At 38.1% G+C, this 25,332-nt stretch carries 25 protein-coding genes; 12 read left to right on the forward strand and 13 right to left on the reverse strand.

What is annotated here, in order from left to right; all coding sequences use genetic code 11:
• Positions 1-239 precede the first annotated feature (239 nt).
• The gene (locus J7E57_RS00175; RefSeq protein ID WP_215129442.1) at positions 240-2,552 is read right to left on the reverse strand and encodes a TonB-dependent receptor; all 2,313 of its coding nucleotides are present in this window, start codon (positions 2,550-2,552) and stop codon (positions 240-242) included.
• 607 nt (positions 2,553-3,159) lie between these two features.
• Between J7E57_RS00175 and J7E57_RS00180 the strand changes: the two genes are divergently transcribed.
• The 5 genes from J7E57_RS00180 (at position 3,160) to J7E57_RS00200 (ending at position 6,372) form a co-directional block, all read left to right on the forward strand.
• Positions 3,160-3,591, forward strand: a complete 432-nt coding sequence (locus J7E57_RS00180) for a hypothetical protein (protein WP_215129444.1) — start codon at positions 3,160-3,162, stop codon at positions 3,589-3,591.
• Positions 3,588-4,160, forward strand: coding sequence for a TlpA family protein disulfide reductase (locus tag J7E57_RS00185; protein ID WP_215129446.1), 573 nt, complete (start codon positions 3,588-3,590; stop codon positions 4,158-4,160). The genes J7E57_RS00180 and J7E57_RS00185 overlap by 4 nt, the downstream gene beginning before the upstream one ends.
• Before the next feature lie 104 nt (positions 4,161-4,264).
• A complete protein-coding gene (locus tag J7E57_RS00190) occupies positions 4,265-4,768 on the forward strand; it encodes a GNAT family N-acetyltransferase (RefSeq protein ID WP_215129448.1) in 504 nt (167 codons plus the stop codon).
• Positions 4,768-5,250, forward strand: coding sequence for a MarR family winged helix-turn-helix transcriptional regulator (locus tag J7E57_RS00195; RefSeq protein WP_215129450.1), 483 nt, complete (start codon positions 4,768-4,770; stop codon positions 5,248-5,250). The genes J7E57_RS00190 and J7E57_RS00195 overlap by 1 nt, the downstream gene beginning before the upstream one ends.
• A gap of 63 nt (positions 5,251-5,313) precedes the next feature.
• Positions 5,314-6,372, forward strand: coding sequence for a nucleoid-associated protein (locus J7E57_RS00200; protein ID WP_215129452.1), 1,059 nt, complete (start codon positions 5,314-5,316; stop codon positions 6,370-6,372).
• 89 nt (positions 6,373-6,461) lie between these two features.
• Here J7E57_RS00200 and J7E57_RS00205 read toward each other — a convergent pair whose 3' ends face one another.
• From J7E57_RS00205 to J7E57_RS00230, 6 genes are all read right to left on the reverse strand, one after another.
• Positions 6,462-7,808: a DUF58 domain-containing protein gene (locus tag J7E57_RS00205; protein ID WP_215129454.1), complete on the reverse strand. Its 1,347-nt coding sequence runs from the start codon at positions 7,806-7,808 to the stop codon at positions 6,462-6,464.
• 91 nt (positions 7,809-7,899) lie between these two features.
• Positions 7,900-8,877 carry an AAA family ATPase gene (locus J7E57_RS00210; RefSeq protein ID WP_215129456.1) on the reverse strand — a complete coding sequence of 326 codons (978 nt, stop codon included), beginning with the start codon at positions 8,875-8,877 and terminating at the stop codon, positions 7,900-7,902.
• Positions 8,858-10,048: a DUF4350 domain-containing protein gene (locus tag J7E57_RS00215; protein WP_215129458.1), complete on the reverse strand. Its 1,191-nt coding sequence runs from the start codon at positions 10,046-10,048 to the stop codon at positions 8,858-8,860. Before J7E57_RS00215 ends, J7E57_RS00210 begins: the two co-directional genes overlap by 20 nt.
• Positions 10,045-10,773, reverse strand: coding sequence for a DUF4129 domain-containing protein (locus tag J7E57_RS00220; protein ID WP_215129460.1), 729 nt, complete (start codon positions 10,771-10,773; stop codon positions 10,045-10,047). Before J7E57_RS00220 ends, J7E57_RS00215 begins: the two co-directional genes overlap by 4 nt.
• 1 nt (position 10,774) lies before the next feature.
• Positions 10,775-11,659: a hypothetical protein gene (locus J7E57_RS00225; RefSeq protein WP_215129462.1), complete on the reverse strand. Its 885-nt coding sequence runs from the start codon at positions 11,657-11,659 to the stop codon at positions 10,775-10,777.
• A 1-nt stretch (position 11,660) separates the two neighbouring features.
• Positions 11,661-12,614, reverse strand: a complete 954-nt coding sequence (locus J7E57_RS00230; protein WP_215129473.1) for a stage II sporulation protein M — start codon at positions 12,612-12,614, stop codon at positions 11,661-11,663.
• Between the two features lie 199 nt (positions 12,615-12,813).
• On the opposite strand from J7E57_RS00230, the gene J7E57_RS00235 reads away from it, so the two are divergent.
• Entirely contained in the window at positions 12,814-13,554 is a 741-nt protein-coding gene (locus tag J7E57_RS00235; RefSeq protein WP_215129475.1) for an RDD family protein, read from the forward strand.
• Here the strand turns inward: J7E57_RS00235 and J7E57_RS00240 are convergent, their stop codons facing one another.
• The 5 genes from J7E57_RS00240 to J7E57_RS00260 form a co-directional block, all read right to left on the reverse strand.
• Complete coding sequence (locus J7E57_RS00240) at positions 13,555-13,875, reverse strand: DUF2752 domain-containing protein (protein WP_215164895.1); 321 nt, start codon at positions 13,873-13,875, stop codon at positions 13,555-13,557.
• Positions 13,876-13,950: 75 nt separating this feature from the next.
• On the reverse strand, positions 13,951-14,292 hold the full coding sequence (locus J7E57_RS00245; protein WP_083488603.1) for a CD225/dispanin family protein: 342 nt from the start codon (positions 14,290-14,292) through the stop codon (positions 13,951-13,953).
• 84 nt (positions 14,293-14,376) lie between these two features.
• Positions 14,377-15,102 (reverse strand): SGNH/GDSL hydrolase family protein, encoded by a 726-nt coding sequence (locus tag J7E57_RS00250; protein ID WP_215129479.1) that lies wholly within the window; start codon positions 15,100-15,102, stop codon positions 14,377-14,379.
• A 45-nt stretch (positions 15,103-15,147) separates the two neighbouring features.
• Positions 15,148-15,876 (reverse strand): lipoyl(octanoyl) transferase LipB, encoded by a 729-nt coding sequence (gene lipB / locus J7E57_RS00255; protein WP_215129481.1) that lies wholly within the window; start codon positions 15,874-15,876, stop codon positions 15,148-15,150.
• Positions 15,877-15,887: 11 nt separating this feature from the next.
• Complete coding sequence (locus J7E57_RS00260; RefSeq protein ID WP_108197253.1) at positions 15,888-16,535, reverse strand: 4'-phosphopantetheinyl transferase family protein; 648 nt, start codon at positions 16,533-16,535, stop codon at positions 15,888-15,890.
• A gap of 71 nt (positions 16,536-16,606) precedes the next feature.
• On the opposite strand from J7E57_RS00260, the gene dcd reads away from it, so the two are divergent.
• The 6 genes from dcd to J7E57_RS00290 all read left to right on the forward strand — a co-directional run bounded on the left by dcd (position 16,607) and on the right by J7E57_RS00290 (position 24,100).
• Positions 16,607-17,143, forward strand: a complete 537-nt coding sequence (gene dcd / locus J7E57_RS00265) for a dCTP deaminase (protein WP_215129483.1) — start codon at positions 16,607-16,609, stop codon at positions 17,141-17,143.
• 527 nt (positions 17,144-17,670) lie between these two features.
• Entirely contained in the window at positions 17,671-20,361 is a 2,691-nt protein-coding gene (locus J7E57_RS00270) for a carboxypeptidase-like regulatory domain-containing protein (protein WP_251029741.1), read from the forward strand.
• A gap of 97 nt (positions 20,362-20,458) precedes the next feature.
• On the forward strand, positions 20,459-21,220 hold the full coding sequence (locus J7E57_RS00275; RefSeq protein WP_215129485.1) for an enoyl-CoA hydratase/isomerase family protein: 762 nt from the start codon (positions 20,459-20,461) through the stop codon (positions 21,218-21,220).
• A gap of 142 nt (positions 21,221-21,362) precedes the next feature.
• A complete protein-coding gene (locus tag J7E57_RS00280; RefSeq protein ID WP_215129487.1) occupies positions 21,363-22,244 on the forward strand; it encodes an SDR family oxidoreductase in 882 nt (293 codons plus the stop codon).
• 65 nt (positions 22,245-22,309) lie between these two features.
• Positions 22,310-23,581: a phosphoribosylamine--glycine ligase gene (gene purD / locus J7E57_RS00285; protein ID WP_215129489.1), complete on the forward strand. Its 1,272-nt coding sequence runs from the start codon at positions 22,310-22,312 to the stop codon at positions 23,579-23,581.
• A 12-nt stretch (positions 23,582-23,593) separates the two neighbouring features.
• Positions 23,594-24,100: an SMI1/KNR4 family protein gene (locus tag J7E57_RS00290; RefSeq protein ID WP_215129491.1), complete on the forward strand. Its 507-nt coding sequence runs from the start codon at positions 23,594-23,596 to the stop codon at positions 24,098-24,100.
• Positions 24,101-24,166: 66 nt separating this feature from the next.
• Here J7E57_RS00290 and J7E57_RS00295 read toward each other — a convergent pair whose 3' ends face one another.
• Positions 24,167-25,321 (reverse strand): TlpA disulfide reductase family protein, encoded by a 1,155-nt coding sequence (locus J7E57_RS00295; RefSeq protein ID WP_215129493.1) that lies wholly within the window; start codon positions 25,319-25,321, stop codon positions 24,167-24,169.
• Positions 25,322-25,332: the final 11 nt, after the last annotated feature.

The following is a 25,332-nucleotide window of genomic DNA, read 5'->3' on the forward strand; positions in this document are numbered from 1 at the left end:
GGTTTGGATAACAACCTCAAATAAATAGGGCGTCATCTCGACTGAAGCGTAGCGAAATGGAGAGATCTGTCTATGCAGATTTCTCGGCTCAGTTATACTTCGCTCGAAATGACGACCTTTCTATTGGAGCCCGTCGATAATAGCGAAATGACGATTAATCTTAGATATACTTAAACAAAAAGCGGAGTGATCTTATTGATCAACCCCGCTTTTTGTCTGTAAATGGTATTTAGTGAGTTTTATTTTACCAGTGTAAAAGGAACATACAATCCGAAAGTGATATTTCTACCGGTATTGTAAACACCTAAATTAGGATTCTCCTGATCAAAACGGCCTGGTTTAAATCTACTTAAAGCATCATAATATTTCTGATCTAACAAGTTGTTGGCCGAAACAGATAGTTTGATTGGCTGTTTGCCTAAATTAAATGTAGCACCAATGCCTGCGTTTAATAGCGTATAACCGCTGGTTGGCGTTTCGAAAACATCATCCACACGTGTTTGTTTAAATGCCGAGTTGATACCAACAGATAGGTAGGCATCATTTGTTCCTTTAAGTTTAGGCTCGAAACGCAACTCGTTTCTCAAAGTTCCTGCAGGAATAAATGAAAGTGGCCTGTTTAAAGTGTTATTCTGTGCATGAACGTATCCAAAGGTATTCTCAAAGTGGATAAACGGAACAGGGTGGATGGTTAAGCTTGCTTCAGCACCGTAAAGATTCGCGTTTACCTGTCCGTAACGGTAAACATCATAAAGTGTACCTTCAGCTTCTCTTTGTTCGCCATTGTTGGAAGCGTAAATATAATTGTGGATGTAGTTGTTATAAACACTTGCACTTGCGCTTACAATTTTTCCTTCATATTCTAAAGCTGCATCTACCTGGTAACTGCGCTCAGGACTTAAGCCAGAGTTACCGATTTCATATCTAAATGTACCTTCGTGCACACCGTTCGAGCCTAGCTCTGCTGGATTTGGCGCACGAAATGCAGAACCCACATTGGCTTTAAAGTTCCATTCTTCGTTAAATTGGTGCGTAAAACCCAATGCGCCGCTTACATTGGAAAACTTATTTTTGAAAGGTGCGAAAAGCTCTTCTCCGTCATCAAACAATTGTTCTCCGTTGTTTTTTCTGAAATCATAACGTGCACCGATGCTAAATGTATTGTTCTCCCAGTTTTTCTTGGCAAAAGCAAAAACACCTAAACCAAAAGTATCGTAAGCTGGAATTAAAAATTCTGTTCCTTTATTTTGGCTATGTGCATCATCTACACTTACCCCAAAAACGGGCTGCCATCCATTGGTTTCGTGGATATAGTATTTCAGGTCTGCATTGTAGGTTTTAAGATCGAAGAATAAGGCAGGGTCCGGTCCATCTAACTCACGGCGTTGGTTTTGTTGATAGCCAAAATCAGCTTTCAAGTTGCCGTTACCGATAATGAAATTGTTGTTCAATGCAATTTTAAAGTGGCGGATATCCTGGCGAGGGTATTCTAAAGTGCGGTTTTTATAATCATCGTTGGTAAAAGCACTACCATCTTCTTTTACAAAATTTCCATTGTCATCTAAAGTCGGCTCATAAAAGCCAATATTGTTATGAAAGTTCGAAACGTTTAAGTGGGTATAACCCCAGCTTTTATTTAAACCTACCATACCACTTAAATCGGTTTCGTTAAAGCCCGAATTAGGGAAGTAACCTGTTGGTGTTTTAAAAGAGTAAGCATTTTTATACGTTCCACGGGCTCTCCAAACAAACCCGTTTTCGTTACCATTTAACATTAACGAGTTAGCGGTAAGGCCATTATTTGTAGAGTAATTGGTAATAAATTCTCCTTTAATCTGCCCTTCGGGTGCGGTACTTGGCTCTAATAGGTTAATTACACCACCGAGTGCATCAGAACCGTACATTAACGATGCTGCGCCACGTAAAACTTCAACGCGGTCTGATTTAAACTGATCGATTTCAATACCATGCTCATCGCCCCATTGCTGGCCTTGTTGTTTTATCCCATCATCTAAAGTTACAATTCTGTTGTAACCCAAGCCTCTGATTACAGGCTTAGAAATAGATGGGCCAGTAGTAATTTGCGATACACCAGGTATTTTGGTCAACGCATCAATTAAATTTGTTGAAGGCTGTAGAAGCTGATCCTTACCAATTACTGCAGAAGAAGCACTATTTCTTTTGCTGGTACTACTGATCAAACTTCCGGTAATTACAATCTCCTTTGTTTCTATGGCAGTAGGTTGTAAAGAAAATTCTAATCCGGCTGCGCTTGCAAAATTTACCACCTGTGTAGTGGTTTTATAGCCAACATAATGTACCTCAATAAGATAACTTCCTTTTGAAGGAAGGTTATTCAACGTAAATTCTCCATAATTGTTGGTTACTGCTGAAACTTTTAAATCAGGAATAAAAATGGTTGCACCTGGTAACGTTTGTTTGGTGCTGGCATCAATAACCTTACCTGTTATATTCTTTAAAGCGGCAGCAAAAACGGTGCTGCTTAATAATGTATATAGAATTACCAAGCCAATAAGCTGTAATTTTTTCATGTGTTGTAGTAAATAAAAATGATAGAAAAACCAAAGCAATAGCTAAATGAAGCTAGTTTTAGTTTCTCAAATAAATAATTTGATTAAGCGCGGATGCGCTTGAAAGAAAAAATTATGCTAATGGGGGGCCACGTAGGCAAGTGCGCTTTATTTCGGTAAAGGCATTCTTTAAGGTCGCTTCGGTTCGGTTAAAAATTTTGGCTGATAAGAAGATTCTGTAAATGTGGTGCGTTTGCACATAATTTTTTTCAAAACTAGCATTACAGATTAAACAGGTATCGCCATGGGCCTGCACGTGGCTAACATGTTTACAGTTGACCTCTTTCTGCACAACCGGAAGAGGGTTATGGTGGTGAAGTACACTCCACGGAGTTAAAGCAATAGCAAATACAATCAGCATAAATGCCGATAGATATTTCTTAATGTTTTGTCTATGCTTTTTCAACAGGCCAAAAGTAGTAATTCCTAAGCAATTATATATATTTACAAAGTAACATTGTATTTATGGTGTTATGACTCGTGGTTTAGTTAATGGTTTAACAGGGGAAGCATGATTAGTAATGCTCGGATAAAGAAATTCGGGTAACGCAACAGCAAAATTAGTAATATGTCGATATTTGAATGGTTTTTTGAGAGAAACAATCCAGGGCCAACAGGGAGCATAGAAACTTATCACCATAAATTGTACTGGCCACGAATCTGGATCATCATTGCCGGTGGCGCTGCCTTAGCAGCAGTGCTAATCTTTATTTATTACATTCCCTTTAACCAGTTTGAGGATTTTGAAAATGGAGCGGCCTGTTTAGGCATATTCTTTAGCCTTGTCTACTTAGTGGTGAGCTATTACATTTATATTAAACCAGATTATAATAATATGGGATTTTTAGGCTTTATCGATAATCCTTTTAAATATACTGACGATGTGAACCGTTTTATGCTTTTTTTTCAGGCATTATTGCTTCCGGGAAAAATTATTTCCATACCAATTACGAATCTGTTTTCGTTATTATTTACCATAAGAAAAGCAGATAGGCAATGAAATTTATCAGGAAACATATATTCAATGCGTTATTTATCATTATCCTTTTGGTAATTGTTTTTGTGCCCGATGCAAAAGCGTTTTTAATTAGGGGATTAATGGAAATTGGTTTTTATTCGCCAAAAGTTGAAAGCCCAAAGGAAATCGCAACGAGCCTTGACGGAATCCAGTTTAAGGATGTAAAAGGAAATGTGATTGATCTTGGCGATTTAAAAGGAAAAGTCATTTTTCTTAATTTCTGGGCAACCTGGTGTCCTCCCTGTAGAGCTGAAATGCCATCGATTAACAAATTATACATTCAGTTTAAAGATGATAAAAATGTTGTTTTCATTTTTGCGGATGCAGATGGCGATTTTGTCAAATCGGGCAAGTTTATGTCCGACCGTAAATATGCGATGCCCGTTTATAAAGTAGAAAGTGAGATTCCTGAAAAAGTATTTGCAGGCGCTTTACCAACAACAGTTATTTTTGATAAACAGGGCAGATTATCTTTCAAGCATGAAGGCGTGGCCAATTATGCCGATAAAAAGATAGTCGACTTTCTCAATAAGTTAAAGAACACAAAATAACCTTCTCCAGTAACCAGGTATTTCCTAAAATTTGAGGTTCAAATGATATTTGCATTTGGAATATATGTAGTTAACTACATATATTTGTTCAATAATATTTAGCGATGCAAAACGAATTTAAAATTGAACGGTTAGATAATCAATTCTGTGAAGCGATTATTGGGTTAATTCTGCCCATCCAGCAAATAGAATTTAATGTAGATATAGACCTGGCAGCACAGCCGGATTTGTTGGATATAGAAAAAAATTACGATGGTTCTGGCGGCGCTTTTTGGGGTGCCATACTAAATGGTGAATTGATTGGTACCATTGCCTTAATTGCTGTTCCTGAGCATCAATCGGGGGCAATCAGAAAAATGTTTGTTAAAAAGGAATTCCGAGGAAAAGATTTTGGTGTTGCGCAAGCTTTATTGAAAACACTTCTAGCATACTGTGAGGATAATAACCTGAATGAGGTATATTTGGGCACAAAAGACATATTGCAGGCCGCCTGCCGTTTTTATGAACGTAACGGATTTAAATCAGTTGCAATGGAAGATTTGCCGGTTTACTTCCCTAGGATGGCTGTAGACAATGTTTTTTATAGTCTGGATTTAAAATCTCTTTAATGGAACAAAATGTAATTGATGCTTCTGGTTTATTGGCCATTTCTACCCGATTGCAAAGGCTGAGCGATCAGATCCGTAAAGATGGTCTGTTGATTTATAAAGCATTCGGAATTGATTTTCAACCCAAATGGTTCCCTGTGCTTTATACTTTATATAAAAAATCAACGATGAACGTGGTTTCGTTGTCAGATGAAATTGGTTATGCACATCCTTCTACCATCAGTTTGTTAAAAGAATTGGAGAAGGAGAAACTGATCCGGTCTAAAAAAGATAAAATAGATACCCGTAAACGTTTGGTTGAACTCACAGAAAAGGGTACAGCACTTCTTTCCACTATGGAGCCTGTTTGGGATGTGATTATTAAAGCCACAGCAGAAATTATGAATACGGAAAATAACTTAATGAAGGCTATAAATGAGGTTGAGGCATCATTAAAGGAAAAAAGCTTTCTGCAGCGGGCCGAGGTTTATATTAAGAAATAATTGAATTAGAGAATGATTGAATGACCGAGAAGGTTAACCAATGATTTTACTATTTTTGCCCCCATGATTTCATTTTTCGAGGCTTCACTTAAGCAACTTTCTATCCACCACACAGGCAATAAATTGCTTGAAGAGTATTATAAATTATCTGATGCTCCTTTAAAAATTGATGATGAAGTGTTGGGAAACCTGTTGATGCAGTATTTCCTAAAACCTTTCGAAAAGGTAAATGAGGTCTACCGTTTTTACCATCCTAACGATAATCTGGAGTTGAACGAAGTATTCCATTTCGTTCATGAAATTTTCGAAAACAACGAACTTTTTCATGAAGATTCGCAACAACTGGCCAAACATTTATACGATGTAGCCAATCACCCAAAAATTAAATCTGGCGAGCTGTATGTTGCTTATTTTGAAAAGGTGCAGATAGAAGGCGAGCAATTGGACGTAGTTGGGGTTTTTAAATCCGAAACAAAAGATACCTACCTAAAAGTTTACCCGGAGCAGGATGGCTTTAATGTAAGTTACGAGCAAGACGCCATCAGTATTAATAAATTGGATAAAGGTTGCCTGATTTTTAACGTTGATAAAGAAGAGGGCTATAAAGTCGTGGTGTTGGATCAATCGAAAAGTAGCAACGATTCTGCTGTTTACTGGAAAGATGAATTTTTGAAGCTAAAAATCAGGAACGACAGTTATAACCAAACCAATAATGTTTTAGGGGTTTACAAAAACTTCGTTACGCAGAAACTTGATGACGATTACGAAATCAGTAAAGCGGATAAAATCGATCTCTTAAACCGCTCGATGAAGTATTTCAAAGAAAAAGAAACCTTTGATATTGAGGAATTCGGTAATGAAGTAATTGGAAATGCCGAAGGCATTGAATCATTCAAAAACTATAAGAAGAATTACGAGCAAGAGTACGAAAGTCCGATTGCCGATAATTTTGAAATCGCCGAATCTGCTGTTAAAAAACAAGCCCGAGCCTATAAAAGCGTGTTAAAGTTGGATAAAAACTTCCATATTTATATCCATGGCAATAAAGATATGATCGAAAAAGGTTACGACGATGATAAATCGATGAACTTTTACAAGGTGTATTTTAGGGAAGAGGAGTAGGGGGTTTTGAGTTGGGCGTTTGGAGCTCGGAGTTGCCAGACATGGTCTAGTAGAACAGTGCCTCGAAACTCACCACTCTCAACTCCAAACTAAATTCGATGCTGTGCCTTTAATGCCAAATACTGGTTAATTACATTAACAGTAAGTTTTTGAGGCGGGGTAAGGATGGCTAAAATGCCATGTTTGTTGAGTTCTTTAACCATTAGTTTTTTCTCGTAGATAAATTTCTCGGCAATGGTTTTATGGTAAATTCCTTCTACGTCTTTTGCAGGTGCTGTGCTTAATTCTTTTAGTTCAGTATTTTCGAAAAATACAACTACCAATAAGTGGTATTTGGCTATTCTTTTTAAATAAGGCAACTGTCTTTGCAGTGCCGATAAACTTTCGAAATTGGTAAAGAAAACCAAAAGGCCCCTTTGTTTTACTACTGATCGTACCGCGGAATAAAGTGCCTCGAGATTACTTTCAAGGTATCTCGTTTTTTCTTTGTAAAGCACATTCATGATACTGCCAAGCTGAGAAGCTTTACGATCTGCTGGCACAACAGCGCCGATATTTTCAGATATCGTAATTAAACCTGCTTTATCTTCTTTAAGCATGGCCACTTTCGAAAGTGCAACGGCTGCATTTATAGCATAATCGAGTAGGCTTAATCCTTCAAAAGGCATGCGCATTACACGCGATTTATCAATTACACAATAAATATTCTGCGATTTCTCGTCTGTATAGGTATTCACCATTAAACCACCTTTTCTGGCCGTAGCTTTCCAGTTAATGGTACGGATATCGTCGCCACCAACATAATTTTTGATCTGATCAAATTCGCTGCTTTGTCCGACCTTTCTGATTTTTTTGATCCCGAATTCTGTTAAATAGCGTGAAGCGGCCATCAATTCGTATTGACCAAGGTTAATAAAAGAAGGAAAAACAGGCAGGATCTTGGCGCCATCAAAATTATAACGGCGGTTAATTAAGCCCAGAGGTGAACTGATGTACGCTCTAATAAAACCAAAATCATACTCACCACGTTTTGTTGGTCGCAGGTTGTAGTGGATCGATTTTACTTCAGCAGATTTTAGATGAAGTTTAAAATCTTTATCCCGGAGTTGAAACTGAAAAGGTACTTCATCAATCACCCTGGCATTTACCCCAAAACCATAACTATTCCTGATTTCGATTTGTATCGGATTTTCATCGCCATTACTCAAACGTTTCGAGGTAATTCTTTTGGCATCAATCCCTTGGGTATTGCGGTATAGAATAAAAATATCGATAAAAAATAAAACAAAAACGGCGCCAGTGGCAATTTCAGGAATATCGCCCAGCCAGGCAAAAAAGAATTTCAACAAAAAAAGTACAATGCAGAGGCCTAAAGCCGCAAATAAGCGATCGCTTAGGAATAGATTGTTATAATATTGCTGAAAGAATTTTTTCAATGTTGTTTAATCGGTTGAAATGGTTAACTGTATAAATTATTTAATCGGTTAATTGCAAACTGTGTACTAAAAATTGCAACTGCAAACTGACTTATCTCGGTACTTCAATTTTTTTAATAATCTGATTAACAATGTCGCTTGTGGTTAATCCTTCCATTTCTTTTTCAGGTGATAACAAAATCCTGTGCGCTAATACAGGGCCTGCAACAGCAATAATATCTTCAGGTGTAACAAAGTCGCGGTTTTGAATAGCAGCGAAAGCTTTTGCACTGTGTACAATTGCTAAAGATGCCCTTGGCGAAGCGCCCAGATAAAGCGATGAATTGTTGCGGGTTTCATTTACGATTTTGGCAATAAACTCCAATAATTTTGGCTCTACAAACAAATTGCGGATGATTGCTCTAGCCTCTTGTATCTGTTTAACAGACAATACTGGTTTTACATCGTTTAATAATGTTTTATTAACTAAAGTGTGCTGAGCCATTAAAATCGCAGTTTCTTCCGCTAAAGAAGGGTATTTAACCTCTATTTTGAATAAAAACCGATCCAATTGTGCTTCAGGCAGGCGGTATGTTCCTTCCTGCTCAATGGGGTTCTGCGTGGCCAATACCATAAAAGGTTCGTCCATGATATAGGTATGGCCATCTATAGTTACCTGGCGCTCTTCCATCACCTCGAACAAGGCCGACTGGGTTTTTGCCGGTGCACGGTTAATTTCATCAACCAGAATAATATTACCAAAAATAGGACCTTTTCTAAATTCGAAATCTCCTATTTTGGTATTAAAAATCGGGGTTCCTAAAACATCAGATGGCATTAAATCGGGGGTAAACTGAACCCTCGAAAATTGTGCATCAATAGATTTTGCCAGCAATTTAGCGCTCAGCGTTTTGGCTACACCGGGTACTCCTTCAATTAAGATGTGCCCGTCGGCAAGCAAACCAACAATTAAGAAATCAATAACCTGTTTTTGGCCGATAATGATATTTCCAAGTACATTTCTGATTTGATTTACAGCTTCATTTAAGGCGCTTAAATCGGTGCGTGGGTTAAACTGTTCTTGTTCCATTACTTTGCGTATTTTTATAAAACTGTTCTATGCTTTCGTTTAAATTAATTAATTGGGTATCGCTTAAATCGCCCATTGTTGGTGTTTGGATAAAATGTTTAGTCAGGGTTTTGGCCAGCGCTTCATTAATGCCTGTTTTCTCTATTAGCACCTGAGCAAATTTGCTGTCGATATCGCTGGTCTTTAGATAATACCTGGTTCTTAAGTACTCCATAAAGTAATTGATCTTTTTTAAGGCTATATCGAGGTTGTTCCGCTCGTGGTAATAAACACTGCCCACCACATTAACAAAGGCCAAAGAAGAATTAGTAAGCGGATCTGCGATTGGGATAATTCTTTGCCTGCGCTTAATGTCGTACAAGACAAAAACTATCAGGCTAAATATTGCCAGATAGTATGCAAACTCCAGTTCAGGATGTTTAAAGAATACCCTGAGCATATCGGTAGCGGTGTTCTTTTGCACAGAAAAATATTCATCAAAAATGAGCTGCTTATTTCCATGTAAATAACTCAAGGTTTTAGCGGCATATTCTGCACCATATTTATCTAACAGATTAAAATTAGTATAAAAACCAGGTTCTGCGATGAGGTAGAGATTGCCTTTTCCGTAAGCATAACGGATAAAATTAGGCTGGCCTTTCCCATTTACGCCCAATATTGTCGTTTTATTGGTGTCTACTTTACTAAAATACTGGCTGCCGATGCCTCTTTCAAAACCATAGTTTGCATCAGTTTTTAGTTCTGGATTGGTGAAGTTTAAGGTACTTCCTTCGGGAGACATTGCCGTAGAAGTTTGCACTTTAAGTTCCGTCCTTATTTTTCCTAAATCATAAGTGGCTATAAATACATCATTGCCCGCTTGCATATATTTTATCAGCTGTTCAAGATCCGTTTTACTAATATCTGCCTTTTGCGCAACGATTATATAAGCCGTTTTATTGAATCTTTTAGATTTTAGCGTAGTATAAACGGCTGTTTTCGACTGTTGAATACTTGCCGAGGGCAAAATATCTTTGATTCTATTGTATAAAATATATGTTCCGTATGGGATTTTGTCTTTAATAGCATATGTTGGCGCCCAGTTTGTTGGCGTAGGCTTATTATACTGCGCAATTAAATAACCCAAAATTAGAATGGAACCGATAATCAGGTATAATTTGTAGCCTTTCATTTAATCTGGTTGTTAAACTGGTTAAATGATTGCTTGATAGGGTCGAATTTCACTTCATCGATAGGGAAATCGCCATACCAGATATAATCGAACTGTAGGGTAAGCTGGCTAAAATCGTTTCTCAGCTCTGGCTTACCGATTTCCATTAAATAATTATAATTGGTTTTATCGGGCTGCCATTGGATAATTTCGGCATCGCTCAATTTTTTTAGCGCCCTCAAGTATAAAAGCCTAACGGCCAAACGGAATTTTCTTTCGGCAACTAATCTTTGTAATTCCTGTTCATAATCTATCTCATGGATGTTTTCGGTAATTACACCGTATGGAAGGATTGTTTCTTTAGATTTTTTAGCGAAGATTTTTTCTGCTCCAATAACTTTAACCACAATAAATATGATCAGCGCAACACCAAGTCCGATAAAAATATACCTGGAAAAAATGTTGGATGCTGCTCCCTGAAACAGTTCGCCGATTATACCCCAGAACCATAACCAAAATTTGTCCCATAACGATAATTGTTGTTGACCCATTTCGTCGTATTGAAACTCTTTTTGTTCTTTATAATTGCTTATGGCCTCTTTATCAAATTTTGAGGCCACAACCTTACTGGTATCTGTTTTAATTACAACAGTTACAGGCTTAGGTTTAGCTGTCTGTGCTTTGTTGATTACCGGAATAAAAAACAAAAGAGAAACAAGAAGATATCGGAAGAGTGCGCGCTGCATTTTAATATTCTTCAGGTCTGGTATCTATAGGTTTTTCGGTATTGCCAAAATTAGAAATCCGTTCCATTAGGCCGGGGCTTTCTTTTTGTTCAACTAAACTGAAATAGGCCAATGAAATGGTAATGATGGGGATGATGGTAAACACCTGGCATAATGACTGCAAAACTGTTGTAATCATGGTTAGTGTTAAAGACATGTGTGGGGTTTTATGCGTAAACATACCAATCATATTAAATAAACTTGTAGGTAAAACAATCATGCTCATACAGGCAGAAACAATAATCCAAACAACGGCAAGCGTGCCGAAAGTAATCCAGAAATTATCTTTTATAATTTTGAAGCTTCTGCTAAAAGAGTAACCTAAAGAACCATTTTCGATTACCATAATGGGGAACATCATGGCCACATAGGGGAATAGCCAGAAGCCAGGTACAAGGCAAAACATAAAGGCTATACATAACAGGATAATCAATAGGATAGAACTGCCAAAAATCCTGAAGAAGTAATACTTAAAATATCCCCATACTTCATCGGTGGTTGGTATTTGGTTCCCTTTCTGCACATATACAGCGACATAAGAAAGTATGGCAACACTCATACTGACGTAACTTGTCATGCTAAATAATAGTGATAAAAAGTATTCAATACCGTAAATAGCCCCGAGTCCCGAGCTTTTGCCATATCTGTTCCCAATGCCCGTATTTATTACATTAACCATTTTGTATTGTTGCAATAACATGGTTAACATACTAGCCAGTAAAAATAGGCCACAAAATGTGAAATATATTTTAATGAGGGGCTTAAGATTTTGACGCATGAAGGTAAAGGTGTCGTTAATCACCTGTCCGAAATCTCTTCTTTTCTTAAATTCAATTTTCCCTGGCATGTTAATTTAGTGTTGCTTGTTTATTGTAGATTTTTATGGGGTATATAAATACATACCAAATAATGAAAGCCGCAGAAGATAATAAAATGAACATACTTAACCATAGCGGCATCTCAGTATGTCGGGTAACAAAACTCTCAAAAAATGCTGCAACTATAAAAACCGGTATCAGGCCAATTACAATTTTTAATCCATCTTTGGCCCCTTTTAAAACTGAAGCCATACGGGTATACGTTTTGGGGAATAAAAGGCTATTGCCCAAAATTAAACCAGCCGCGCCTGCCAAAACAATTGCCGATATTTCTAATGTGCCGTGAATCCAGATAACCAGAACCGATTGAAAGCCTAATCCTTTACTAAAAAAGAAATATTGGAATGAGCCCAGCATCACGCCATTTCTGAATAATGAAACAATAGAGCCAAATGAAAATATAATCCCCAAAACAAAGGTATATAGCGCAACATAAATATTATTAACCCCAATTTGCATAAACATCATAAACTCATTACTTTGTTTGTAAACCCCAAAAGGATCACCCTTGGCAATGTTTTCGTTTGTCATGTTTACATAACCATCACCCATAATCAATCGCACAAAAGTATCATCGTATTTTGCCGATAAAGCACCAATGGCACAAGAAACCAAGAAAAATGCCAATGCATAAAATACCTGTTTTCTGTGTTGTAGAAATATTAAGGGGAGTTCTGTTTTCCAGAAATGGATAAACCGGTTCGATTTTTCCTTTTTGTTTTTGTAAACGGATTGATGTAATTTAGAGGCTAAGCCATTGAGATAAGCGGTTGTTTTCGAATTTGGATAAAACGTTTTTGAGTAAGCCAAATCGTTAGTGATTTCGATAAACTGATTGGCCACTTCATCAGGATTTGCCTGTTGCATGGAATCATAATGTTGCCACTTCTTCGAATTCTGTTTAACAAATAATGCTTCTCTCATTTAAAGGCTTTACCAAATCTCGGGTTAAAATAGCTAATTTTTTATGGAAATGAAACCGGCATTATATTCAAATCAATTAACCAGGCTTAACAAATATACATAGATGAACAATCTAAGTATGAAAATATAAGAAAACTTTAGTTTAAAAAATAAAGATCGGCCTACAGCTATTATCCTTAAAAAAAAATTATGTTTGAATATGGATAGCATCAGAATTAGCACTGCTCAAAATATTGATATTGATTACGAAATTGCTGGCCTTGGAGAGCGTATAGCTGCAAGGTGTATTGATCTGGCTGGATTTCTAATTCTCGCTATAATTACTTTAGTGGTAATGGGAGCTGCACAGATGGCGATGTCGGGAAGTGCTGCAATAGTTGTTTTCTTTATTTTCCTTGCAATTTTTGCTTTCTACGATCTGGTTTGCGAAATCACTATGGATGGCCAGACTTTGGGGAAGAAGGTGTTAAAGATAAAGGTAATTAGTATTGATGGTACACAACCAACACTTGGACAGTATATTTTTAGGTGGTTATTTAGGATGATTGATTTTGGTTTTCCTTTTGGATGGGGCGTTGTAGCACTGGTTTCTGTAGCAGTAACCAAAAACCATCAAAGATTGGGTGATATATTAGCAAAAACGACATTGATTAAAACTAAACCAAGAACCGAATTTTCTAACGTGGCTTTCAGTTTTAATTTACCTGAAGAATATGAACCGCAGTTTAAGGAAGTTCTGCATTTAAACGATAGAGATATAGAACTAATTCATGAAGTGTTAACCGGCTATTACCAAACAGGGAATGCCAATTTAATTTATGCCATGGCGTCTAAAACCAAAGAACATATTTTCGTAGCCATTCCGGCGGGGATGAATGAACTGCAGTTTCTAGAGGCGGTGCTAAAAGATTATAACCACCTTACTGCTACAATGGTCTAGTTAAGCAGCGAGATAGTTGAACGGTGTGTAGGGCAAATTTCTGGCGATCCAGAATATCATTACGATAGCAAAAATTACTTTAGGTGTATTTGGGTTATACCAAAAGCGCATCACCAGCTTCTTCTTTGTTGAAAAAGAATAAATTTTGAAAGCCAGCTGGGTAATGAGTAGTGGTAAGCTGAGTACAAGGAGTAGATTATATCCTGCAGCTTTTTTAATATCGAGGTGAAGCAGGGCATGTATTGCCCTTTGTGAACCACAACCAGGGCAGTCGAGGTGTAAATATTTGTGAAAAGGGCATTCCGGAAAGAAATTGTACATCTCAGGATTAAATTTATAGTAAATTATCACAAGTGCTAACCCTATAATGATTCCTAAGATGTACGTTAATTTCATCTATCTGTAATTACTCATCATGGCACCGCCAAAACCGAGCACCACAAAAAATAATATATATAAGACATAAACTCCAATTCCAATAAAGAATCCAATTTTTGTCCATTTGCCGGCGGCTTGAGATGCTGCCTGAGCCCCTGCATAGTCGCCCATGGCATATTTACTATTAACATTAGCCGCATTTACAATACCAGCTATTCCAAAAGGCAGGCAGCAGAATAATGTAACCAGAATTGATTCTACAAGCCAGTTCTTTGGCGCTGGGCCTTGATTTCCGAATGGTGTTTGTCCAAACGGTTGCTGACCGAAGGGTGCTTGTTCTTGAGGTTTTTGATCTTCCATAGTATCAATTTTTAAGTGTATTAATTTAAATAGTTAAACTAAAATATATTTTTTAATTTAAAAACAGCATAAACAAACGTTTAATTATTTCAATACATTTGCCACTTTTGGTAATAAAGCGGTTGCCCATTCGGTGTACATTTTAGCACTAGGGTGCAACCCGTCGCTCGCCACTAGCGATAAATCAGTTGCTGCATTTCGAGATGCCGGGGTAATGTTGGTATAGTTTACGCCAGTTGAAAGCGTGATTTCTTGGTTTGCAGCGTTAAAGCTATCGATTTCATTGGCAGTCGTTTGTGGGTTTCGCCCCGAGTTTTTGCCAAAGGGCGTAGCGCTCCAATCTGGAATAGAAACTACAAAAACCTTATTCTTGTTGCCTCCGGCAAAAGCGATTGCCGTTTGTAACAATTCTGTGAATTCCTTTTTGTACGTATTTATCGGATAACCCCGATATTGATTGTTTACACCAATTAAGAGCGTAACAAAACTATATGTGCCTGTTAAATTCTCCTTTTTTATACCTGCCTGAAGTTCATCGGTAGTCCAACCGGTAACCGCAACAATTTTTGGATTTGTTACACTGCTGCCTTGAGCTTTTAATAAACTTTGAAGCTGATAAGGAAAAGATTCTGCCGGTTTAACCGATTCGCCAATGGTATAAGAATCGCCAAGTGCCAGATATGTAAAATTACCTTCTCCATTTGAAGAAGCTTTTGTTCGGTCGATAACGGGTTCAATAGGCATAGGCTGTTGTTTAGTGCAGCCCGAAGTTAAGAAAGAAAATAAAATGGCGCTTAATAAAATCTTCATAGCTTAATCTACGAATTAGCGTTCGGTTTAGTTTTATTCAACCAATTAAATCAGCTGCATTTTAAAGAGCTCGGCAATATGATTCTTTAATTTTCCTTTTACCTCTTCCATATCAAGATGATAACCCAGCTCCTTTGCTAAAGAAGTTACAGCCTTATCATCGATGCCGCAGGGCACAATATTTTTAAAGTAATCTAAATCTACATTTACATTAAAGGCAAAACCGTGCATGGTAACCCAACGGCTGCAACGAACACCCATGGCACATATTTTACGAGCCTTTTCGTTATCGGCATCTAACCACACCCCCGTAAAACCGGGATAACGGCCAGCTTCTATCCCATAATCTTTTAAGGTAAGGATAACGGCTTCTTCCAGCGTGCGTAAATATAAATGTATGTCGGTAAAGAAATTATCAAGATCAAGGATAGGGTAGCCCACTAGCTGCCCCGGACCATGATAAGTAATATCGCCGCCCCGGTTTATTTTATAGTAGGTTGCCTGTTTATCTTTTAATCCCTGCTCATCCAATAATAAATTTTCGGGATGCCCACTTTTACCTAAGGTGTAAACATGTGGGTGCTCGCAAAATACAAGATGGTTTGGGGTAGGCTTATTGGTATTGTTTACACGGTTTTCTGTCTTAATGGCCACCGTTTTATTTAACAGATTTTCCTGTTTGTCCCAAGCTTCCTGATAGTCTGTTAAGCCCCAGTCTGTAAAAATAGTTGGCTTTAAATCTGTTGCAATTGCTTTTTCCGCTGTCTCGTTCATCTCCATTTATTTTAAGAATTGCTGGCTACATAGCCTAACATGTAGCTGTCTTTGGTTTTAAAGTAATTAACGGTCAGCTCTCGCGTACCTGTTGGCAGTTCTACCAATGCATTTAGTGAGCCTTCGTTTTTTAGCTTAAAAGGTTTAATATGGATATGCTGTTTAAATTCTAAACCCTTTTTGCCATGCCACTTATAAATAGCTTCTTTAGCGCACCACGCAACATATAAGCCATCTGTATTATCGCCAATCTGTTTCTGGGCAAGTTCTACATCGCTTAAAAACTTGTGTTTAATGCTTTTTATCTTGTGCTTAATCAGTTCGATATCGACACCTACAGCATGATCTTTGCTAATCATTACGGCAGCATAATCATAAGAATGGCTTAATGAAATATGATAGTCGAAATTAACCAGATAGGGCTTGCCATGTTCATCAAACTGACAGTCGATATACTCGGTTGTATTAAGCATTGTTCTCAATAGTAATCTTGTGCTTAACCAGTGCAGTAACCGCTTGCCGCTGTTTAATGACGAAATAATGTCATGTTCATGCTGCTTAAGCTGCAGTCCGGCCAACAATTCTTCCTCCGTTTCTTCAATTTTCCAAATTGCTAAAACAGAATGCTGATCAATATTTTTATTGTAAATTATTGGCATTGATTAAATTGGAGATTACATGCAAAATTATCTTAAATAAATGATAATTTAGGCCAAAAATACGTATAAAAATGATATTATCTGATAGCAGGATATTAGAAGAAATTGAGAAGGGAACAATCATCATTGAGCCTTTTAAACGCGAATGTTTAGGAACCAACTCGTATGATGTGCACTTAGGGAAATACCTGGCTACTTATAAAAGCCGTGTGCTCGATGCGAAAGCGCACAATGAAATCGAACATTTCGAAATCCCTAAAGATGGTTATGTCCTTCATCCCGGTACCCTATATCTTGGTGTTACTTTAGAATATACCGAAACACACGGACATGTGCCTTTTTTAGAAGGTAAAAGCAGTACCGGCCGCTTAGGTATCGATATCCATGCAACAGCAGGTAAAGGTGATGTTGGTTTTTGTAATACCTGGACATTAGAAATATCAGTAGCACAACCTGTGAAAATTTATGCCGGAATGCCTATTGGCCAATTGATTTATTTTGTTGTTGAAGGTAAAATAGAAACGATGTACAATTCAAAAGGTAATGCTAAATACAACAACAAAACCACCAGACCGGTAGAAAGTATGATGTGGAAGAATAAGTTTTAGAGATTGTTTAACTGCCAACAGCCAATTGAAAACTGGTATCTTTTTCTTTTTTGGAAATGAAAGGGGGTGTGCTATGGCTGCTTTAGCCCCGCCATTCGCTGTGGTCCCGATAGAAGGAATCGGGAGCCGCCGCTGTTGTCGGGTTTATTAACAAGGAACTGTTTTTCGGGCTGCTGAACATTGTTTCTAAACCCGATTGTCGTGAATGCCGATTTTTCATCGGCAGAAACAAAAGCGGGCTGGTGAGGCCAAGTGATCAGAGCCCCTCATTTCCAAATCAATAGCTAAAGGAATATTTTCGTTCTTGGAAATGAAAGCCTTGTGCTATGGTTGTTGTTGGGTTTATGAACAACGGACCGATAGGGTTGGCACACTGAATCCTTCATTTTCAAAGCCATATTGATAAATTAAAGTGTTTCTGTAGTTGTGAACTAAAAATTTAGATTGAAACTAAATTTCATGGTATCTTCATAAAAATATGCCTTAGGTTTTGTACCTTGACACGTATTTATTTGTTACCTAACCACATGAAACTCAAAATTACTCTCGCAATCAGTTTTCTATCTCTACTTATTGTTTTTGCCGCATTTAAAATGGATGATGATCCATTTAGTCAGCTCTTGCAAAAACTCGAAGATTACACCAGTAAAAATCCACAAGAAAAAGTTCACCTTCACTTAGATAAGCCTTATTATGCCATTGGCGATGATATTTGGTTCAAAGCCTATGTTGTAAATACCAAGACTTCGGCCCCTTCGGGCATTAGTAAGATCCTGTATGTAGAGCTGATAAATGAAAAGGATTCGCTAAAAAAACTAGTTAAGTTACCCATTATGGGAGGAATTACCTGGGGCGATTTTAAGTTAACAGATTCACTTGGTGAGGGCAATTATAGAATTAGGGCCTATACCAATTACATGAGGAATTTTGGCACCGAATTCTTTTACGATAAGACAATTAAGATCGGAAATAGCTGGGCTAACAAAGTTTTTACAAAAACTTCTTACAGTTTTACCAAAGAGAACAATGCAGATAAAGTAACGGCAACAGTTCATTTTGAAGATAAAAATGGCGTGGCTTACAGTGAAAATGAAGTAAGTTATGAAGTTCAGTTAGATTACCGTACCGTTACAAAGGGTAAAGTTAAAACAAGTTTAACAGGTGATGCGGTAATTAGCTTCACAAACAATCAATCTTTCCAAAATAAATCAGGGAAAATTATTGCGACCATCGCGCTGGATAATAAACAAAAAGTAATCAAATCTATCCCGATCACTTCCACCTCTAACAATGTTGATGTACAGTTTATGCCAGAGGGGGGAACACTTGTTGAAGAATTGCCCCAAAAAGTTGCCATTAAAGCTGTCAATGCCGATGGTCGCGGTGAAGATGTAGAAGGGGGTATAGTAGACGAAGGGGGAAATGAAGTAACCAGTTTTGCCACCAATTATTTAGGTATGGGTAGCTTTGTGTTTAATAATCAGGCAGGTAAGTCATATTCGGCAAAGGTTAAATTTAAGGATGGATCAGAAAAAACGTTTAAATTACCTGTGGCCGTTAAAAGTGGTTATGCACTTTCTGTAAATGCTTTAGATACAGGTAAAGTGGTGGTTAAAATTATGGCCAGTGCAGATCTTGTGAATGGCGATGAACTAAAAGTTGTGGCGCAGCATGGTGGCAATGTATATTATGGCTCGAAAGCTAAAATGGATAAACAGGTACTAGTGGCCAATATTCCAAAAAAGAACCTGCCAACTGGTATTGTACAGTTTACTTTATTTTCAAGCAGCAATCAACCTTTGGCAGAGCGGTTGGTTTTTATTAATAACAAGGCCGAATTAATTGACATATCGATTAATGCATCAGGAGTTTCTGGTTCAAAAAGAGGAAAAGCAGCCTTTACTTTCGATGCTGCTAATGACAGCAAGCCCGTTTTAGGTAGTTTTTCGGTTGCTGTAACCAATACGGCAAAAGTAACACCTGATGAAAATAACGAGTCTAATATCCTCACCTCGTTGTTACTTACCTCTGATTTGAGTGGCTATGTGGAGAAACCCAACCATTATTTTTTAAAGGATGATCTTCAAACACAAAAGGAACTCGATAACTTAATGCTTACCCAGGGCTGGAGAAGATTTCTTTGGAAAAATATTATCAATGGTGTTGGTCCGAATATTACCTATAAACCCGAGCAGTCTATTACCATTAGCGGAACGGTAACGAAAGGCAATAAACCTGTACCTGGTGGTAAGGTAATGCTAATGGCTACAAAAGGAACGATGTACATTTTGGATACGGAAACCAATGCCGAAGGAAAGTTTGTTTTCGATAATTTAAGTTTTGGCGATAGTACAAAATTTGTTGTTCAGGCCAGAACTAAAACAGAAAGGAAGTTTGTGGATATTAATCTTGATATCGTTCCCGGGCAGATTGTAACCAAGAACAAAAATGGAGCCGATATCGATATCAATGTGAATAATACTTTAATGAAGTATATTAAAGAAAGTGATAACTATTTTAATGAGATGACCCGTTTAGGCCTGCTGGAGCGGACCATTAAACTCGAAGAAGTAACGATTACTGAAAAGAAAAACCCGGCGAAGAATTCATCCAACCTAAATGGTGCGGGAAGAGCCGATTTCATAATGACCGCTGATCAATTATCTACCTGCGTTACCTTATCGCAATGTTTGCAAGGCCGTTTACCAGGAGTGATATTTAGGGGGAATGTGCCATACTTGATGCGCAGTCAAGACACACCAATTCGTATTATTGTTGATGGCATACAAATGGAGGCCGATTTTCTGGATAACGTTACACCTAGCGATGTAGAATCCATCGAGCTGTTAAAAAGTATCGGAAATACTGCAATTTATGGTTCACAAGGTGGCGGAGGTGTAATTATCATTACAACTAAACGTGGTGATGGGGGAAGAAGTACCGATCGTTATGCACCAGGAATTGTAACCTTTAATCCAAAAGGATTTACGATTTCAAGAGAGTTTTATTCACCAAAATATGATGCGGCAAGCTCAAGCAGCAGGACCGATTTCAGAACAACTATTTATTGGAATCCACAGGTTGTTTCAGATAAAGATGGAAAAGCACAATTCGAATTTTATAATGCAGATGAGCCTGGAACCTATCGCGTAGTAGTAGAAGGAATAGATACAGTAGGGCATTTAGCAAGAAAAGTTTACACTTATGATGTTAAATAGAGAAAAATAGATAAATTTGAATTAGTATGCATGCATAGTTTATGCTGCGGTATATTATCTTGATACTAGATTCTTAAATCTTGATGCTATTTAAAATATGAATACAATAAAAGTAAGTGTTAAAGACCGCCTGGCAACCATTACCTTAGATAGAGGAAAATCGAATGCCTTAAACCGCGAGTTGATTACCGAGCTTGACGATATGCTTAAAAATATTATCGCCGATGATAACATTGGCGGTGTAATTTTAACCGGTACAGCACCTTTCTTTTCTGCTGGATTGGATTTGGTAGAACTTTATAACTATAACGAAGAAGAGGCTAAATCTTTCTGGCAGTTGTTTTTGGGTTTTACAGCCAGTATGGTCTCATTTAAAAAACCGATGGTAGCGGCAATCAGTGGCCATAGCCCAGCCGGCGGATGCGTAATGGCATTGGCCTGCGATTATCGGGTAATGGCAGAAGGACAATATATTATTGGACTTAATGAGGTACCAGTAGGTATTATTGTGCCAAATAGTATTTTTCAATTGTATGCGTTTTGGTTAGGTAAGGCTGAAGCCAGTCGTAGTTTGCTTTCAGGTAAACTTTACAGCCCCGAAGAAGCTTTAAAAGTCGGTTTGGTTGATGAATTGGTGAAAAATGAAAGTTTGTTAACTGCTGCCGAACGTAAGATTAAGAAATATATGGAGCTCGAAAGTAATACCTGGTCGCAAAGCAAGTTAAATATACGCGAGGAATTAATTGCTGCCGTAACTGCAGATCAGTCGGCTACTTTAGAAAAAATGTTAGCACAATGGTGGTCGCCGGCAACACGCCATATTTTAAAAACAATTTTAGCTAATCTGCAGAGAAAGTAAGTTTGGAGTTTGGAGCAGGGCGTTTGGAGTCGATTACTCGGTTCAAACAACTGAGCGATTACTACAGCACGGTTAACCAGTTTCAACAATTACCACTTAACCATTCCCAGCAAGTTAGCTTTAACCAATTAACCAATATACTATGTTCAGTTATAATGCACCAATGCTCAGAGAAGACGCTTTAAAAGGAAAAACCATTGTAATTACAGGTGGTGGAACGGGGTTAGGGAAAGCAATGGGCGTATATTTCTTGAAATTAGGAGCCAACCTCGTAATCACAAGCAGAAAACAGGATGTACTGCAAAAAACTGCCGATGAAATGGAAGAAAAAACAGGTGGCAAAGTATTGGCAGTTGCCTGTGATGTAAGAGAAGTAGCACAGGTAGAAAACGTATTGGCCAAAACTTTAGAAAAATTTGGTTCAGTTGATGTACTATTGAACAATGCTGCGGGTAATTTCATCTCTCCAACCGAACGGTTATCAGCCAATGCATTTTCATCCATTATCGATATCGTTTTAAAAGGAACGGTTAACTGTACACTTACCTTTGGTAAACACTGGATTAAGGAAAAACAAGCGGCAACAGTTTTAAATATAATTACCACTTACGCTTTTACAGGCTCAGCCTATGTTGTGCCTTCTGCCTGTGCAAAAGGTGGCGTTTTAGCACTTACAAGGTCTTTGGCCGTTGAGTGGGGTAAATACGGTATTCGTACCAATGCGATTGCCCCAGGTCCGTTCCCAACCAAAGGCGCATGGGAGCGTTTATTGCCCGGCGATTTAGCCAAAAAATTCGATTTCAAAAACCGTGTACCGTTGAAAAGAGTTGGCGATCATCAGGAACTCGCCAATTTAGCTGCATTTCTGGTGAGCGATTTCTCTGGATACATTAATGGCGAAGTAATTACCATTGATGGCGGCGAATGGCTGCAGGGAGCAGGCCAGATGAATGGTCTGGAAGCAATCCCGAACGAAATGTGGGATATGCTCGAGCAAATGACACGAAGCGCTAAAGGAAGCTAGTATTTGATGACAAGTCTTATTACTTGATACTCGCTACTTGTTACTAAAATATTATCTTTGCCGATATGAATATCTTACTTTTAGGTTCAGGCGGCAGAGAAAGCACATTCGCTTGGAAAATGAGCCAGTCTTCGCACTGCGATAAACTAATTATTGCTCCAGGTAACGGTGGTACAGGAGCTTATGGTACAAACATCAATATCAATGTAAACGATTTTGATGCCATTAAAAAAGTAGTGCTTACCGAAAACATCGAACTCGTTGTAGTAGGTCCGGAAGAACCTTTGGTAAATGGTATTCACGATTTTTTCCTTGCCGACAAAGCCATTGCGCACATTCCAGTTATCGGACCTAAAAAAGAAGGAGCTATTTTAGAAGGGAGTAAAGATTTTTCTAAACAGTTTATGGAGCGCCATGGTATTCCAACTGCTGCCTCAAAATCTTTCACCCCCGAAACTTTAGAAGATGGCTTGGCTTATTTGCAAAACCATGCATTGCCAGTTGTTTTAAAGGCCGACGGTTTGGCAGCAGGTAAAGGTGTGTTAATCTGTACCGAAACCATCGAGGCTCAGGAAGAATTAAAACTGATGCTTGGCGGTAAATTTGGTGCAGCCGGGGCAACAGTAGTAATCGAAGAATTTTTAAGCGGGATAGAACTTTCGGTATTTATTTTAACCGATGGCGAAAATTATATCACACTGCCTTCAGCTAAAGATTATAAACGGATTGGTCAAGGCGATACCGGTTTAAATACTGGTGGTATGGGCTCCGTTTCGCCAGTTCCTTTTGCCACACCAGAATTTTTGGCTAAAGTAGAAGAACGGATTATTAAGCCAACAGTTGAGGGTTTAAAGAAAGATAATATCGATTATACAGGTTTCATCTTCTTCGGACTGATAAAAGTAGGGGAAGAGCCATTTGTAATCGAGTACAATGCGCGTATGGGCGATCCTGAAACAGAGAGTGTGATCCCTAGAGTTGAAAACGACTTGGTAGAGTTGTTTTTAGCTACTGCCAACAAACAATTAAACCAGGTGAGTTTGGTTATTTCTGAGCAAACAGCTGCTACTGTAATGATTGTGGCAGGTGGTTACCCAGGCGATTACCTGAAGGGTAAAGCCATTACCGGAATTGAAAACCTACGTCATTCTAACGCATTCCATGCCGGAACATTGTTAGAAAATGATGTCGTGAAAACAAATGGAGGAAGGGTAATTGCGATTACCAGTTTGCAAAAAGATTTGTTTACTGCCTTACAATCTGCAACAGCTGATGCTGGCAGAATTTATTTCGACGGGAAATATTTCAGAGAAGATATTGGTTTTGACTTAATTTAAAAAGAACATAAGTTGAAAAAAGTACTTAAGAAGATCTCCGAAATCGCAATTAAACAAGGAGAGTTTAGTTTTACACCTGAGCAAACCGAAGCAAAGTGGCTAGGTAATCAGCCTGCTACCTTAGCTGAAATACAAGAGGCTGAAGCAAGACTAGGAGTAACGTTTCCAACGGATTATAAAGATTTTCTGTTGATTGCCAATGGATTTACCACGCCAAATGAACACGTTGATCCGTCGTTTTCAAAAGCAAGTGATATTGCATTTCTAAAGGATGTTGATCCACAGCTGATCGAAGTTTGGACAGAAAATATCGAATTGCTTGAGGTAGCAATTAAACTGGCCAGAAGCATTATTGTTGCTGGCTTAGGGGAAGAGCAATATTTTCTTCTAATCCCGCCGGTAATCGAAAATGCAGATTGGGAATATTGGAAATTCGCATCGTGGATTCCGGGAGAAGACCCTTACGAAGGGTTGGAGAATTATTTTATCAACGTATTGGATTTCTTAAAATCTGCATAATGCGTTTTCGTATAAACAAAGAAAGCCCCAATTTTGATTGGGGCTTTCTTTGTTTTGAATGCTTTTTTATTTCGATTTACTTCCAAGTAATTCTTGAAGTTTGTCTTGTAACGCTTGTTCTCTTAATCCTTTAGCAATAATTTTACCCGTTGGATCAATCAAGAAATTAGCCGGGATTGATTGGATGCCATACATTTGAGCCACTTCATTGCTCCAGCCGTTCAAATCAGATACATGCGTCCAGGTTAACTTGTCGGCTTCGATGGCTTTTTGCCATGCTGCTTTAGTTGTTCTGGTATTTCCTCCATCCAACGAAACACCCAATACAGTAAAGCCTTTATCTTTAAATTTGTTGTAAGCTACTACCACATTTGGGTTTTCCTGACGGCATGGGCCACACCATGATGCCCAAAAATCTACCAGTACGTATTTACCTTTAAAATCGGATAGTTTAACAGGTTTACCTGCAGTATTAACTTGCGTAAAGTCCATAGCCATGGCACCTACAGCGGTTTTTCTTCCAGCATCGAATATTTGAGCAAGTTTTTTACCTGTTGTAGTTGCCTTCAAGTCTGGAGATAATGCGACAAAAGCTTTTTCTGCTGCTGTTGCCTGATCAGGATCTGCAGCCAATTGGCTAATTGCGCTTAAGCCGATAAATGATTTTGGATTGCCGTTTGCATACTGTAATAATAATGGAGCCATTCCAGCAGCTTCTTTTTCATAACGGGCACCTAAAGCGCCCATAACAGCTTTATCTTGTTTTTGCTCGGGTGTATAGGCTGCATATTCCGCATTAATTGCAGCAAGTTTATCTGCTACAGGTTTAGTTAATGCTTTTAATTTCTTTGCATCGTCATTAACTGGTGAGCCAGTAATTGTTGCTTTCTTTAAAGAATCCGTTGCCGCTAGCTTTATATTTCCCGGCTCTACATATAGCGATAAAGCATCTAATTTCTCACCCTGTGCCGGACGGTTTACGTAAGGGTTTTTGTTTAAGAAAAGACTTCCCTGTGCAGGATTTAACAATGTTCCTTTAAATGCAAAAGTGCCATTTGTTACAGTTGCCGAATCGGTAATGTTTTTACCATCTCCCTGATAGATCAGGTAAACCTTATCTCCGGTTTTCAATCCTTTTATATCGCCATTAACTGTAAATGGCTTCTGTGCCAAGGCTGCAAGGGGCAATAGTGCCATCGCAGATAATAATAGTTTTTTCATCTGTATAATAT

This window comes from Pedobacter sp. ISL-64 (assembly GCF_018613605.1).
Classification (GTDB): Bacteria; Bacteroidota; Bacteroidia; order Sphingobacteriales; family Sphingobacteriaceae; genus Pedobacter.